Origin of the sequence: Arthrobacter sp. NPDC058130 (assembly GCF_042884475.1) — a bacterium.
Classification (GTDB): Bacteria; Actinomycetota; Actinomycetes; order Actinomycetales; family Micrococcaceae; genus Arthrobacter.
Window position 1 is genome coordinate 313,068 of the sequence record NZ_JBHVTV010000003.1, and the last position, 13,843, is coordinate 326,910.

General features: G+C 62.0%; 12 protein-coding genes. 4 read left to right on the top strand and 8 right to left on the bottom strand.

The window, feature by feature from the left end; genetic code table 11:
• Positions 1-278 precede the first annotated feature (278 nt).
• A complete protein-coding gene (locus tag ACFVTM_RS09115) occupies positions 279-584 on the top strand; it encodes a molybdopterin dinucleotide binding domain-containing protein (RefSeq protein ID WP_390203225.1) in 306 nt (101 codons plus the stop codon).
• Between the two features lie 557 nt (positions 585-1,141).
• Here the strand turns inward: ACFVTM_RS09115 and ACFVTM_RS09120 are convergent.
• From ACFVTM_RS09120 to ACFVTM_RS09155, 8 genes are all read right to left on the bottom strand, one after another.
• The gene (locus ACFVTM_RS09120; RefSeq protein ID WP_390203108.1) at positions 1,142-1,975 is read right to left on the bottom strand and encodes a substrate-binding periplasmic protein; all 834 of its coding nucleotides are present in this window, start codon (positions 1,973-1,975) and stop codon (positions 1,142-1,144) included.
• A complete protein-coding gene (locus ACFVTM_RS09125; RefSeq protein WP_390203110.1) occupies positions 1,968-2,666 on the bottom strand; it encodes an amino acid ABC transporter permease in 699 nt (232 codons plus the stop codon). The genes ACFVTM_RS09120 and ACFVTM_RS09125 overlap by 8 nt, the downstream gene beginning before the upstream one ends.
• Positions 2,663-3,319: an amino acid ABC transporter permease gene (locus ACFVTM_RS09130; protein WP_390203112.1), complete on the bottom strand. Its 657-nt coding sequence runs from the start codon at positions 3,317-3,319 to the stop codon at positions 2,663-2,665. The genes ACFVTM_RS09125 and ACFVTM_RS09130 overlap by 4 nt, the downstream gene beginning before the upstream one ends.
• Positions 3,316-4,119 carry an amino acid ABC transporter ATP-binding protein gene (locus ACFVTM_RS09135; RefSeq protein ID WP_390203113.1) on the bottom strand — a complete coding sequence of 268 codons (804 nt, stop codon included), beginning with the start codon at positions 4,117-4,119 and terminating at the stop codon, positions 3,316-3,318. The genes ACFVTM_RS09130 and ACFVTM_RS09135 overlap by 4 nt, the downstream gene beginning before the upstream one ends.
• A gap of 163 nt (positions 4,120-4,282) precedes the next feature.
• Entirely contained in the window at positions 4,283-5,230 is a 948-nt protein-coding gene (locus ACFVTM_RS09140) for a DMT family transporter (RefSeq protein ID WP_390203114.1), read from the bottom strand.
• 1,938 nt (positions 5,231-7,168) lie between these two features.
• Complete coding sequence (locus ACFVTM_RS09145) at positions 7,169-7,897, bottom strand: GntR family transcriptional regulator (protein ID WP_390203115.1); 729 nt, start codon at positions 7,895-7,897, stop codon at positions 7,169-7,171.
• A 108-nt stretch (positions 7,898-8,005) separates the two neighbouring features.
• Complete coding sequence (locus tag ACFVTM_RS09150) at positions 8,006-8,611, bottom strand: cysteine hydrolase family protein (protein ID WP_390203116.1); 606 nt, start codon at positions 8,609-8,611, stop codon at positions 8,006-8,008.
• 63 nt (positions 8,612-8,674) lie between these two features.
• Positions 8,675-9,787: an alcohol dehydrogenase catalytic domain-containing protein gene (locus ACFVTM_RS09155; protein WP_390203117.1), complete on the bottom strand. Its 1,113-nt coding sequence runs from the start codon at positions 9,785-9,787 to the stop codon at positions 8,675-8,677.
• A gap of 326 nt (positions 9,788-10,113) precedes the next feature.
• Here ACFVTM_RS09155 and ACFVTM_RS09160 point away from each other — a divergent pair, with 326 nt between their 5' ends.
• From ACFVTM_RS09160 to ACFVTM_RS09170, 3 genes are read left to right on the top strand one after another with little or no spacing between them, the layout of a single operon-like run.
• Entirely contained in the window at positions 10,114-11,922 is a 1,809-nt protein-coding gene (locus tag ACFVTM_RS09160; RefSeq protein WP_390203118.1) for an FAD-dependent monooxygenase, read from the top strand.
• Positions 11,900-12,814, top strand: coding sequence for an alpha/beta fold hydrolase (locus tag ACFVTM_RS09165; RefSeq protein WP_390203119.1), 915 nt, complete (start codon positions 11,900-11,902; stop codon positions 12,812-12,814). The genes ACFVTM_RS09160 and ACFVTM_RS09165 overlap by 23 nt, the downstream gene beginning before the upstream one ends.
• A gap of 9 nt (positions 12,815-12,823) precedes the next feature.
• A complete protein-coding gene (locus tag ACFVTM_RS09170) occupies positions 12,824-13,768 on the top strand; it encodes a 3-carboxyethylcatechol 2,3-dioxygenase (RefSeq protein WP_390203120.1) in 945 nt (314 codons plus the stop codon).
• Positions 13,769-13,843: the final 75 nt, after the last annotated feature.

Genomic DNA, 13,843 nt, shown 5'->3' on the forward strand with positions numbered 1-13,843 from the left:
CACAGTGGGTACGCGAGCTGTATGAGCGCCCCGTTCCGAAGAGTGCTGCACTCGTTCGCCCTGCTGACCTTTGAAGAATTTTGTGGGGATTGGGGCGCTTCAACTACCCGCCACGAACCGGTGCCTTGGCGCTTTCCGCGCTACGCAAAAGCCCGGAAGCTCACCCGCTTGATACGTCGGCCGCGAAGCTAGAACTGTTTCAGAGACTATTCACGCCTTCGGCTACGCCGATTGCCCTGGCCAGGCCGTTTGTCTGGAGCCCAAAGAATGGTTGGGCGGTGTCAAGGCTGTCACATTCCCACTGCATCTGGTTTCACCCCAACCGAACGGCAGGCTACACAGTGAGTTGGACCAGGGAATGGCGACCCGGCGACCTAAAGGCACAACCGCGCCCTCTTCCCGTGCATCCATCCGGTGATGACCGGCGCGGGATCATCGACGGGAATATTGTCCGCGTGTTCAATGGCCGCGGCTCTTGCCTTGCAGCTGTGCGCATACTCGACGGGATCATGGAATCAGTGGTTCAACTGCCGACCGGCGCATGGTTCGACCCTATTGAGACAGACGTTGTGGGTCCACTCTGAAAGAACGGGAATCCAAACGTTCTGACCTTGGACACCGGCACTTCAAGTCTTGCCCAAGGCTCCTCAGCACATACCTGTCTGGTTCAGGTCGAACCATTTCAAGGCGCCCTACGTGCCATGACCGCGTTCGGCCCGCCGCCCAAGGGTGTCCATGGCTCCAACGGGCCAAGCAGCAAAGGGGACAATGAGTGGGATTGATCGGTAGCAAGGCTAACCCGACTTCGAAGATCGGGGTGCCGCCCCGATCGCCGTTCGACAGCTGTGGGCATCCAGGGGCCACTGCGAAGTGCGGATCTCTCCGGGCGAAGCCGGATGCAGATGTCCCGCTTAGATTATCCGTGCGAAAGCAACACATCCGGTCCTATAGGCCGGGGTGTTTTCGTTGGCGTGAGAATGAAGTGAGCCGTGTCCCACGACCTCCTACGCAACGAGTTGTAAGACCCGTGTAACGGAGCTGCCGCTGAATAACGAGCCTCCTCACAGGTCTCAAGGGATCTGTCAGACTCGCCGTCAGCGGCCCGGCCGGCACGCAAGGCTTGACCGGGCCGCTCTGCAGATCAGGGTTTAGCGGCTTCGGGTTTGAAACCGTTGGTCGTGACTATCCGCTCGAGGGTGCCGTCTGCGCGGTAGGCCTTGATTGCCGCGTTGAGAGCATCTCCGAGCTTCGCGTTCGACTTTACGTAGGGGAAGTTCGTCACGGCGGGCTCGTTGAATGCCTTAATGGCCGGATGGGGGCTGACCACTGCATATTTCAGCTCCGAGGTCCCCATGGCGGCGATACGATACGAGGCCGAGCTCACCGACAGCAGCGCCGTGTCGATCCGGCCGTTTTTCAAGTCGGAGAACACCGCGTCGGCCGACTCATACAGCTTAATGTTGTCGCCGCCCCAGGCTTTGAGATCCGACACCCACAGGAATCCCTGCACTGTTCCAATCGTCTTGCCTCTGTACGTATCGAGGCTGGTCGCCGGATCCTTGGCGACGAACACAGCAGGATTGGCAAACGCAGGAGTTGTCTGACCGATAACCTTGGCCCGCTCGGCCGTGGGAAACCACCCGCCGCCAGCCACATCGGCCTGCCCGTTCTTGACGGCCTCGATCACGCCGGCAGAGGGAAGGATTGTCACTTCAGTTGTCAGGCACGCATCTTTCGCGAACTGCTCGTAGAACGCGCCATCCACGCCCCCCAGTACGTTGTTCTGGTATGTGAACATCGGAGGGTAGTCCGGAGCCGCGATCTTAAGGGTCTTCGCCGCACTCGTTGGAACGTCGAACTTGGGGACGCAATCTGCTGAGACCTGAGCTGAGGCGCCCGCGCATGAGGACAGAGCCAGGGCGATGGACAGGCCCATGCCAATGGCAGCGAATAGGCGGATCTGTGAGTTAGGCACGCCGAGTTCCTTCTTTGATGGGAGCGAGCGGTAGCGTTACGGGGGCGCGCTTGGCAGTTCGGCCCTGGCTTAGCCGTTCGGCAAGGTGTGCGAGGGGGATGGAAACAACGGCGTACAGCACCGCGGCCAAGGAAAGAATTACCAGGTAGGCAAAGTTGGTTGTGGCGAGGACATATGCGCGGCTCATCAGCTCGGGAACCGCGATGGCAAAAGCCAGTGATGTCGCTTGGAAGAAACTAATCGACCAACCCAGGAGGGGCGGAATCACGATCTTGATGGCCTGGGGGAATATGACCCGGCTGAACGAAGTCCAGTTGGACAGACCCAGTGCCGTGGCTGCCTCACGTTGCCCCTTACCGACGGCCTCCAGACCGGATCGGAACACTTCGCTGACGTACCCGGCGTAGCTGAAGCCCAAGGCAAGGGCAGCGGCCGGGAATGAATCGATTATGAAGTTGAATTCAGGGAAACCGAAGTACACCAGGTAGAGGAGGATCAGGGCGGGCACTCCACGCGCGAACTCCACCAAGGCAATAGCGATTCCCCGGACGAGCCGGCTCTTTTGACTTAGGCCAACGGCAAAGACGAGGCCAAGGGGCAGCCCAAACGCGAGCAATGATGCGGTCAGGGCCAAGCTCAGGCCAAGTCCAGGAAGCAGGTCGACGAGCCACGTGATCCAGGAATCCATCATGATGCCACTCCAACTCGACGCGCGGTCCATGGGCCCAACCAGCGTCCGAAGACGGCGATCGGGATACTGATAATCAGGTATAGGGCTCCGGCGGCAAGGAACACCCCGAAGCTGTCCGCTTCACGTCGGCTAAGTGAGAGGGCGAAGGCCGTCACGTCCTGAACACCGATGACTGACGCCACGGCAGAGTCCTTCAGCAGCCCGATGAAGAAGGCGATCGCGATCGGCAGGACGGTCACAATGGCCTGGGGGACGATGACCTTCCGAAGCGCAATCGACGAGGACAAGCCCAGCGCCGTAGATGCCTCTCGCTGGCCTGCCGGTACGGCAAGCAGCCCGGACCGGTAGATTTCAGCCAGATAGCCAGCCGAAATAATCGAAAGTCCAACAATCGCGGCCGTCAGGCTGTTCAGCTTCAAGCCCAGCTGACCCAGGCCGAAGAAAATGACAAACAGCCACGCGATCGGCGGGATCCCGCGGGCAATCGATATGTAGGCTCCGGACAACAGTCGCGGAAAAGGATTCTTGGCTACTCTGGCCATCGCCAGAGGAAAGGCCAGGACCCCTCCTATGATGAAGCTGGATACAGTGAGAACGAACGTTGTTCCCAAGCCCCCGGCAATAATCTGCATCGCGCCAAGGAATCCGGTCACCTGCCTATCACCGCCTGCAGGAATTTCTGCGTCCGAGCGTGTTGCGGAGTGCGCAGGACGACGCTGGGCTCTCCAGATTCGAGAATCTGACCGTCAGCCATGAAGATGACACGGTCCGCCACATCCTCAGCGAAGTGCATCTCATGCGTGGCGACCATCATGGTCATACCGCTCTCCGCGAGCTCGCGCATCACGTTCAGGACTTCGACGCCAAGTTCCGGGTCAAGAGCCGAGGTAGGCTCGTCAAACAGCATGATCTCCGGATCCAAGGCCAGGGCCCTCGCGATAGCAATCCGCTGCTGCTGTCCGCCCGAGCAGTTTGCCGGCTTGTGATCCGCTTTTGCCTCGAGCCCTACACGTTGAAGTAGTTCCCGGCCACGCTCCTTCGCTTCCTTTCGGGGGCGACCTAAAGCGTGAACCTGAGCCAACTCGATGTTCTCCAGCGCAGTCAGGTGAGGAAACAGGTTGAAGGACTGGAAGCACATTCCCACCTTCCTGCGCAGGGCCAGGAGATCGGCACGGCTGGATCCCGTCGTCGGCTTTCCGCCGATGAGAATCTCGCCGGACGTCGGCTCCTGAAGATGGTTGAACGTGCGGAGCAGGGTGCTCTTCCCTGATCCGCTGGGGCCGATCAGGGCGACAACTTCGCCCCGGGCAAGCTTGAGGTCGACGCTGTTAAGCGCTTTGTGGCCAGTGAAGTCGACGACGACCTTGCGGGCTTCCGCGGAGATGTCGCTCGTCTCGTCGGAAGCTTTGTCGGTGAATGTGTGCATGTCTTCGTCTGGGTCTGTCACGTTCACAGCGCCCTCTCTTTCAAATTTTTTGACGCTCGGACATCGGTTCGATGACGGTGGTGATTAAGAACATACGGGCGCATATGAGGTTCAAGAATCGGAAGACTTACCAACTTTTGGCACGGGCTTTGTGGATGTTTCAAGGTGAATATGGAGCTAAGCATGCAGATCAGTCTCCGTGGTTGCTTCCCATGGCTGAACTGCCGCTAACCGGCGGCCTGACAGTGCCGGTGTGGGCCGATTCTTGCGAGGGGTCACTGGTTGGGCGGGTATGCCCCCCATTGCGGGTTGCGCCGATGCCGGCGGCAATCACGAGCACGATGCCCAGCAGCGCAGGGAAATGCGGGATCTGAGCTAAGAAGACAAAACCGATCATGACGGCAACGGCTGGCTGCAGGCTCATCAGGATGCCGAAAGAGCCGGCAGTGAGGCGGCGCAAGGCCAGTAACTCCAGGATGTAAGGGGCAACAGGAAGCAGGAGCGCGATGCCCAGCCCGTAGAAGGTCATTGGGGCAGGGAACCGAGTGAAGATCGAAATGCCGACAGTAAACGTGGCGACAACAGTCGCGACCGGAACCGAAAGGGCCAACGCATGCAGCCCGGCAACGTCATCGCCCGCCCGTTGGGTAAACACTATGTAGAGGGCCCAGCAAAGACCGGCCGCCAAGGCCAGAACAATTCCATAGAGGTCGGCGCCACCCTGCCATGGTTCGGTGAGAGCGACAACACCGGCAGCAGCGGCGGCCGCCCACCAAATTGTCTTCCCCCGCGCCCGGATCATGGCAACACCAAGGGGTCCAAGGAACTCCAATGCAGTGGCTGTGCCGAGCGGAAGCCGCGTAATCGAGATCATGTACAGCATCGTCATGGCGCCTGAACTCAGTCCTAGGAAGAGGCACGTAAGCAGCGCTGCGCGGTTAAAGGAGGTCCGCCAAGGCCGTATAAAGACGACCAGAATGATGCTGGCCCAGACCAGACGGAGCCAAGTTAGGTCCTCCACGCTGATTCGGTCCGACAGGCCGACAGACACGGCCGCGGCCAACTGTGCGGAGCACATCGCACCAGCGGCCATCAACGGTCCTCCGCCTGCCTTACTCGATGCCGGGAGAAATCTCATTTGGTCCGTTGCCTTCGCTTTGTAAGTCCGGATGCGCTGTCGTGCTTGCGTGGCCGTGACGGTCAGCAGTTGGCGCTGACGGGCAGTCACTCCTTGGCCGGCGCCGCTGTTGCGGTTTGGCGTGGAACCGGAACCTCCCGAGTTGCGAGAAACGGGAGGCTCCGGTGGCTTTAGTCTCCGATCCGTGGCATCAACGGAGCGGATGAGTGGTGTGAGGACGCTGTATAGCCGTCCTAGTCTGTTTCGGGGCCCCGGCAGTAATGGCAGTACGTGTCACATTCGGATCCCGGCTCTGATTGGAGCGGCCCTCCGAAGTTGTGAGCGCCTTGGGCTTGCAAGCTGAGGGTTTCTACCTGTTTGGCGTTCATCCGACGGAGCGCTCCCGGACAAAGGCAGCGTATCGCTCACCAACGTGGAACATCCGTCTTTCGCCCTGCGAACTTATCAACCAGATAATCTCGCCATTTTCGGTCCTGGCGTCAACCACTCCGCCGAAGTGGCTCACTCCGTTCAGAATCAAGTCGATGGACTGGCCGGGCTCAAGCGTGGTCCAGGAGGCACTTATCGCGCTGCTCGAGTTTCTCGTCATTTCGCCCTTTCCCTTGCTCGTGCCAAGGCCGCCTGCGGCATCTTGCGTTTCCAAGGCCGCGAGGCCCTCCATCCACAATGACGTGCAACCCAGAGAGGGTCCATCAGAACTGTGACGAATTTTCGAACACGCCGTTGGCATCTTTACCGCTGGCCCCGACGAGGTGAATACGTCGATCTGATCGGTGCCCGGCGGGGCGGCCTGATCGGGAGTTGATTGTGCCTACGGCTTCTTGCTGAATTTCCGGGTGCCAGGCTCCCAGCGTCCGCGGCGCTCCAGCGTGTCAGGAACGCTGTCCGGCCATGAAGTGATCATGGCCGGTTCCTGACCGATTGGGGGTGTGTACAAAGTACACACTTTGAGCTTCGGACCGGGTGGTATTGGTGCCGGATCGGGCCGGATTCCGCATGTTTCCGGGAGTGCCCAGTGTTTGCGGGGGCGGGAATGCAGTTCGAGTCCCACCTCGGGCACAGCATGACCCCTCGTCAGAGGGGTTTTTGCTTTAATGTGTGGACATTGACCCTCCGCGGGTCCCGCTGACGTTGTCCGCGGTCTGTGCCTGCGCCGCGGGCACCTATTCGGTTGTGTGGGTGGCGGGGTCAGGGCCTGGCTGGTGGCCCTTCCGCCTGCTGGAATCTAGGGTTACGGGTCGTCCTTTCTTGCTGTTCCGGTGGCCAGTTGTTGGCTGTCACTCATTCATGGCCAAGAGTTGTGGTGACGACATGACCAAGCTGAATTGTCTTCGAGGACCTTCCGCGGATAGCTGCTTTCTGCGAACCAGGCAGAGTGCGCTCACCGCGTGTTTGTCCGGCCAAAAGGGGGTGTGCACGTTGTGCCCACCTTTGTGCGCGGGCGGCTTTTCGACCTGCATTTTGGTCCCTTCCTGCTGGTTCTGCTTACACCACTTCATGAAGTTCTCTGTTTCAGGCGACATGACTTTGCGGCCAGGATCGCTGATGTCGGTGGACGTTCCAGGTTCAGTGGGAACGTCTCTGCGGGCATCTGCGGCTGTGGCGTCCGACCCGTCGACAGGGTCGGAGTGTGTGGGATCCGGACTGTTCTTCCGGGCTGTCCTCGTTTGGTTGGTCCGTCATGCCTGTCCAACGCGGACGCCTGGCCGTGGGCGGCCCGGCGTGGATGACCGGAAACGGCCAGCGGATCAGCGGCGGGTTTTTGGGCAGATGGAGTGTGTCCAGCGAGCAGTGGGTTTCGGGAAGGATCACCGTGGCAGAACCACTAAGCGGAGCAGTCGCGTTCGTGATGTCATGAAGCTTTGTCCTTCGGCGCCGTGGCTATTGCACTCAAACTTGCACCGTTGGGGAGAGATTGACGTCCAGCGTCCTGTGAGGCTAGAGGACGTCTGCCGTCCTGGTCTGCTGGATGATGGTTGCTGTGGAAAGGATGTGTTTTTCCATCTCGGCCTTGGCGGTCTCGGCGTCGCCGGCCTCTAGTGCCCTGATGATGCGGCTGTGGTCTTCGTTGCGCTCGGCAATGGCCGATCCGAACGGCTGGGGAGCTCCGGTGGTGTTGATGAGGAAGTCGCTGAGGTCCCACATGCGGCGGCTCATGTTGCTCATGACCCGTGAATGCGCCATGCGGTGGATGATCTCGTGAAAGTTCCGGTTTTGGACGCGGTACTGGCGCGCCCGGACGTCGGGGTCCGGTTCGCTGTTGAGCCGGTCCATCCTTCGGGCCGCCAGGTACAGCTCGTCCAGATGTTCGTCCGTGCGCCGCTGTGCCGCCGCGGCCGCAATGACGGATTCGAATCCGGCGAACATCCGGAAAAAGTCCTCGACCTCTTCAAGGGAATACTCGGTCACCACGCAGCCGATCTGCGGGAATATCTCGACGAGCCCGTCGGCGGAGAGGAGACGGAGGGCCTCCATGACAGGCTGTTTGCTCACACCGAATTCCGCGCGGATCGCTTCCACGGAGAGCTTTGACCCGGCGGGGTACTCGCCTTCGAGTAACCGGTTCTGGATGGCTTCGTATATACGTCCGAGAAGCCGGCCTCCGGTGCCGGTCGAGCGTTGATTCAGAGCTGAAGATTCCGGTGCCATACGTCCAGTATCGCGCATGGGTACCCATTTCTCTCCGACTGGCACGCTAGCATGTGCATTTCATGGCTGATGGTGGCGCCCGTTGCCCGGCAGACGCGCCCGAGGGCGCAGCTGCCGGGCCGGCTGTTAGACGGTCTGTGGAGACGATGCCCCGAGGATGTCTGCGGTTGTCGCGATCTCTGCGAGCAAGCCGAGGGATTCGATGCTGGCCTGGTGGGCTTCCGGTGTGGCGGCGGAGCAGGCGTCCTCGGCGATGATGACCCGGTAGCCGGCGTCGGTGGCCACGCGGGCGGTGCTTTCCACGGAGGCGTTGGTCGCGACGCCTGCGAACACCAGGGTGTCAATGCCACGGTCCTCCAGCACTGCGGTGAGCTCCGGAACGAATCCGCCGACGCGCTGGTGCGTGATGACGACATCGTTGGTGGCCGGGGCCAGCTCCGGGATGATATCGGCCAGTTCTGAGCCTTCCTTCAGGCAACCGGCCTGCTCGACAACTTTCAGTAGGGGGGAGTTGGCGTTCAGGTCGCTGAAATCAGGCTTGAAAGCGACCCTGGTGTAGATCACGGTCATTCCTGATTCCCTGGCATTGTCGAGAAGCCTGTCAATCTTGCTGATCACATTTCTGCTGACGACCTGGTCGTGGAAAAACGGGGCGAAGGCTCCGTTGCCGGAGACGATATCTCCTTGGCAGTGGATGGCGATGACCGCCGTGTGTTGCGGGTTGAGTTCCATTGCTGGATTCCATTTCTGACGTGGCGGGGCCGGCCGAGGGTGTACGCGGCCGGCGTGGACGGCTTAGGAGCCGGGGACAACGACTACGTTGGTGAATCCGCCGCGTCGCTTGTCGACTGCGTCGAGGGCTTCGTTGACTTCGGAGAGGGGGTAGACCTCGTGCTCGAAGACTGAGAGGTCCAAGGTTCCGGCGTGCGCCATCTCGGCCATGTCCTGGCCTTCGGCGACGCTGAACCACAGTGAGCCGATGACGCTGATCTGGAAGCACATGAGTTTGAACATCTCCAGGGGCAGCGGTTCTGACATGCCCCCGATATCGACCATCCGGCCGCCGCGGCGGAGGGCTTCGATGCCGGCGATGGTGATCTCGTGCGGGGCGCCGGGGCCTACCGCATCGATGAAGATGTCAGCGCCGAGACCACCGGTGTTTTCCCGGACCCACTCACCCACCGGCTGATCGCCGTGGGAGAGGACGTGGACACGCTTCGGATCGAGGAGGCGGACACGTTCCAAGAGTTCACGGTCCCTGGCCATCGCGAAGACCTTGGTTGCGCCCATGGCCAGGGCATTCAAGACGGCACCAAGCCCCAGGGTTCCCGTGCCGCCGTTGACAAGGACGGAGGTTCCGGCACCCGCTCCCGCCTTGCGGAGGGCCGAGTACGAGGTCCCCATGTAGCCGAAGCGGCAGGCCGCCTCGAACGAGATGGAATCGGGCAGGACGACGAGGCCGTCGGCGGGAGCTTTCATGTATTCGCAGAAGCCGCCGTGGGGGTAGTCTTCAAAGATTTCCTGTGAACCGGCCCCGAACCCGAAGTACCCCTGGAATGTGTAGGCGGGATCGTTGATCCGTTCCCCGCGCAAGGAGGCATGGGAGTCACCGGAGTCGCGTCCCGGGTTGACGTATACGCGGTCTCCGGGCTTGACGTTGCGGACCTGGGACCCGACCTTGCTGACGATGCCGGCCGCGTCCAGCCCGTAGATCGCAGGGAGGGCAGGCAGGGGGAGGTAGGGGAACCATTCGGGGTAGGACGTGATTACGTTCCGCAGGTTGGGCACGACGTTGCACGCCTTCACCTCCACGATCACATCACGGGGCCCCGGCTCAGGAACTTCGATCCGGTCGATCTGGAAAGGCTTGCCTACTTCATGAAGCCGTGCGGCCTGCATCAAGCTCATCGTTGTGCTCCTTGCATTGGGAATCGGAGTGTGCGGTCAGGATGCGATCGGAACGCCTTCAGTGGCGACAATCTGCGTGACCTGAATCACTGGCACGTGAGTCAGATTACATGCAAGACGGCAAGCCTGCAAGCATGCAAGCCAACGATTAAATCCAAAGCCATCCTTTACAAATCGACTTGCATGCTAGTACGCTAGTTGCAAGTGATCGGCCTCACGTTTCACCGCGGAAGCGTGGGGGCCACGCAAACGGCCCGGCCGGAGAATGACCTCCACCGGTGCACGGACGGATGATGCCGTCCCGGAACCTGGACTTAGAAGGTGTGATGAAAACTCAGTTGGAATTCGACATGGATGTGCTCATTGTCGGCACCGGCCCGACCGGAGCCACGGCGGCTCTGGCGCTGGCCACCCAGGGCGTGCGCGTCCACATGCTTTCGCGCTGGAACTGGCTGGCCAATACTCCCCGGGCGCACATCACGAACCAGCGTGCCGTGGAGGTGCTGCGGGATCTGGGCGTGGAGGAAGAAGCCGCCAAGTACGCCGTGCCCTGGGGCGACATGGGCGATACCTTGTTCACCACTAGCCTCGCGGGCCAGGAAATCGCCCGGCTCCGCACCTGGGGGACAGGGGATGAGCGGTACGGGGATTACATGAAGGCGAGCCCCTGCACCATGCTGGATGTTCCGCAGCCGCTGATGGAACCGATCCTGCTCAAGAACGCCGGCGAACGCGGCGCGCAGGTTACGTTCAATACTGAGTACCTCTCCCACGTCCAGGACAGTGACGGCGTGACCGTGACGTTCCGGAACCACGTGACGAACACCGACTACACGCTGCGGGCCCGCTACCTGATCGGCGCCGACGGCGCCCGCTCCCAGATCGCCGAAGACATCGGCCTGCAGTTCGAGGGCCAGGTGGCCCGGGCCGGCACCGCCTATGTCCTTTTCAAGGCGGACCTGGGCAAGTATGTCGCCCACCGCCCCAGCATCCTGCACTGGATCATGAACCCGGTCGCCGGCTTCGGTGAAATCGGCATGGGCCTGCTCCGGGCCGTGCGCCCGTGGGACGAATGGATCGCCGGCTGGGGATTCAACATGGCCGACGGCGAACCCGACCTCGCCGAGGAGACCGTCCTGGCGAAAATCCGCACCCTCGTAGGCGACCCGGATCTCGAAGTCGACATCCAGACCAAGTCCACCTGGTACGTGAACCAGCAGCACGCCAACCAATTCTCCGTCGGACGGGTTTTCTGCGGAGGGGACGCCGTACACCGGCACCCGCCGAGCAGCGGTCTGGGCTCCAACACCTGCATGCAGGACGCCTTCAACCTCGCGTGGAAACTCGCCTACGTCATCAAGGGTTACGCCGGCGAAAGTCTGCTTGACTCCTACTCCCTGGAACGCGCACCGGTCGGCCGGCAGATCGTCGCCCGCGCAAACCAGTCCCGGAGAGACTACGGCCCCCTGAATGAAACCTTCCGCGTCCCCGGCCAGGAGCACGGCATCGAAGCCGGGCTGGCCCGGCTGCACGCGCCGACGCCGGAAGGCGTGAAACTGCGCCAGAAACTCCAGGAAGCCCTGGAACTGAAGAACTACGAATTCAACGCCCACGGAGTGGAGCTCAACCAGCGCTACGAATCCGCCGCCGTCATCCCCGACCCTGCAGCAGGGGAGGAACAGTGGGCAAAGGATCCCCAGCTCTACGTCCAGCCGACCACCCGGCCCGGAGCGAAAATCCCGCACGCCTGGCTCGTGGACCGCAACGGCAACCGCACCTCCACCCTGGACGTCACCGGCCACGGCAAATTCAGCCTCGTTACCGGCCTCGCCGGCCGCGCCTGGGAAACAGCCGCCGCCGAGCTGGACGCACCCTTCCTGCGCACCATCGTCATCGGCGAAAAAGGTGCAGAAGACCCCTACGGCTCCTGGCACACGATCCGCGACATCCACGAAGCCGGCGCCCTGCTCGTCCGCCCCGACGGCTACATCGCCTGGCGCCAAAGCGCCCCGGTGTGGGACATCGAAACAGCCCGCACCGAACTCCGCTCCGCACTGGACACCATCCTCGGCCACGCCGAACAGACCGCCCCCGACAACGTAGGAGAAACCCGTGAATTCACACCCGTACACTAGCGTCTGGTCCGACCTCAACCAGGTCGAATTCAGCCAGGGCTTCCTCCAGGCCGGCCCCTACCGCACCCGCTACCTGCATGCCGGCGACAGCTCCAAGCCCACCCTGCTGATGCTCCACGGCATCACCGGCCACGCCGAAGCCTACGTTCGGAACCTCAAAGCCCACGCCGAACACTTCAACGTCTACGCCATCGACTTCATCGGCCACGGCTACAGCAGCAAGCCCGGACACCCGCTGGAAATCAGGCACTACATCGACCAGGTCAACCACGTCCTGGACACCATCGGTGTCGAAAAGGCCTACTTCACCGGCGAATCGCTCGGCGGCTGGGTCACGGCCCGCTTCGCCATCGAGCACCCCGAAAGGGTCGAACGCATCGTCCTGAACACCATGGGCGGCACCATGGCCAATCCCGTCGTAATGGAACGGCTCTACACGCTCTCCATGGAAGCGGCGAAAGACCCGTCCTGGGAACGCGTCAAAACCAGGCTCGAATGGCTCATGGCCGACCCCGCCTTGGTGACCGATGACCTGATCCGCACCCGCCAGGCCATCTTCCAGCAGCCCGACTGGCTGCGCGCCTGCGAAGCCAACATGGCATTGCAGGACCCGGAAACCCGCCGCAGGAACATGCTCAGCGACGACGACCTGCGCTCCATCCAGGCCGATGCCCTCGTCGTCTGGACCACCAAGGACCCCTCCGGACCGGTGGATGAAGGCCGCCGCATCGCCGGCCTCATCCCCAACGGCCGCCTCGCCGTCATCGAAAACGCAGGCCACTGGCCCCAGTACGAACAAGCCGGGATCTTCAACAAAATCCACCTCGACTTCCTGCTCGGCCGCGACGAAGGCGCCGGCACGGAACTGACCCCCGCCCACGCGAACGGCTAGGAGAGCGCCATGACCGTTGCACTGCTTGCCATGTCCCACAGCCCGCTGCTCGAACACGGGGACCCGGGACCCGAAATCAAAGCCGAGGTCGAGGCCGCCTTCGACGCAGCCCGCAGCTTCGTCCACGACTACGACCCGGACGTGGTCATCAACCTGGGCCCGGACCACTACAACGGCTTCTTCTACCAACTCATGCCGCAGTTCTGCATCGGCTACGACGCCGTCAGCATCGGTGACTTCGGCAGCCAGGCCGGACCGCTGAACGTCCCGAAAGACATCGCCGAAGGCCTCGCCCAGTCCGTGATCGACCGCGGCATCGACATCGCCATCTCCCTGAAAATGGAAGTCGACCACGGCGCCGTGCAGCCCATGGAACTCATGTACGGCGACATCGCCGCCAAACCGGTCGTGCCGGTCTTCATCAACTCCGTCGCCCCGCCCTTCACCCCGCTCAACCGCGTCCGGCTCCTCGGCGAAGCCGTCGGCGAATACCTGAAGACACTGGACGTGAAGGTCCTGCTCATCGCCTCCGGAGGCCTCTCACACGACCCGCCGGTGCCCCGGCTGGCCACCGCCACCGAAGCGCAGCGCAGGATGCTGATCGGCGCCGACGGCAAACAAACACCGGAGGCGCGCGCCGCCCGGCAGCAAAGAACCTTCGACACCGCCGACGCCTTCGCCCGCGGCGAGGCCGACATCCAGGACCTCGCCCCGGAATGGGACCAGCAGCTGATGAAGATCCTCGCCTCCGGCGACCTCTCACCCATCGATGCCTGGACGCCCCAGGAAATGACCGAAATCGCGGGCAACTCCTCCCACGAGGTCCGCACCTGGATCGCCGCCTACGCAGCCCTTGGAGCCAGCGGTCCGTACACGGTCCAGTACAGCTACTACCGCCCGATCCGCGAATACATCGCAGGCTTCGGCGTCACCACCGCAACCCTCGACAACTAGACCGGCACGGCCTAGACGTCTAGCATGCTAGATCGTCGGCGGACCTTAACTTCTCGCCGCAGCCTGCGCTGCACA

Bases quoted from the DNA above. Each gene is read 5' to 3' on its own strand.
- ACFVTM_RS09125 (WP_390203110.1), bottom strand. From the start codon at position 2,666: ATGATGGATTCCTGGATCACGTGGCTCGTCGACCTGCTTCCTGGACTT.
- ACFVTM_RS09140 (WP_390203114.1), bottom strand. From the start codon at position 5,230: ATGAGATTTCTCCCGGCATCGAGTAAGGCAGGCGGAGGACCGTTGATG.
- ACFVTM_RS09145 (WP_390203115.1), bottom strand. From the start codon at position 7,897: ATGCGCGATACTGGACGTATGGCACCGGAATCTTCAGCTCTGAATCAA.
- ACFVTM_RS09150 (WP_390203116.1), bottom strand. From the start codon at position 8,611: ATGGAACTCAACCCGCAACACACGGCGGTCATCGCCATCCACTGCCAA.
- ACFVTM_RS09155 (WP_390203117.1), bottom strand. From the start codon at position 9,787: ATGAGCTTGATGCAGGCCGCACGGCTTCATGAAGTAGGCAAGCCTTTC.
- ACFVTM_RS09160 (WP_390203118.1), top strand. From the start codon at position 10,114: ATGAAAACTCAGTTGGAATTCGACATGGATGTGCTCATTGTCGGCACC.
- ACFVTM_RS09170 (WP_390203120.1), top strand. From the start codon at position 12,824: ATGACCGTTGCACTGCTTGCCATGTCCCACAGCCCGCTGCTCGAACAC.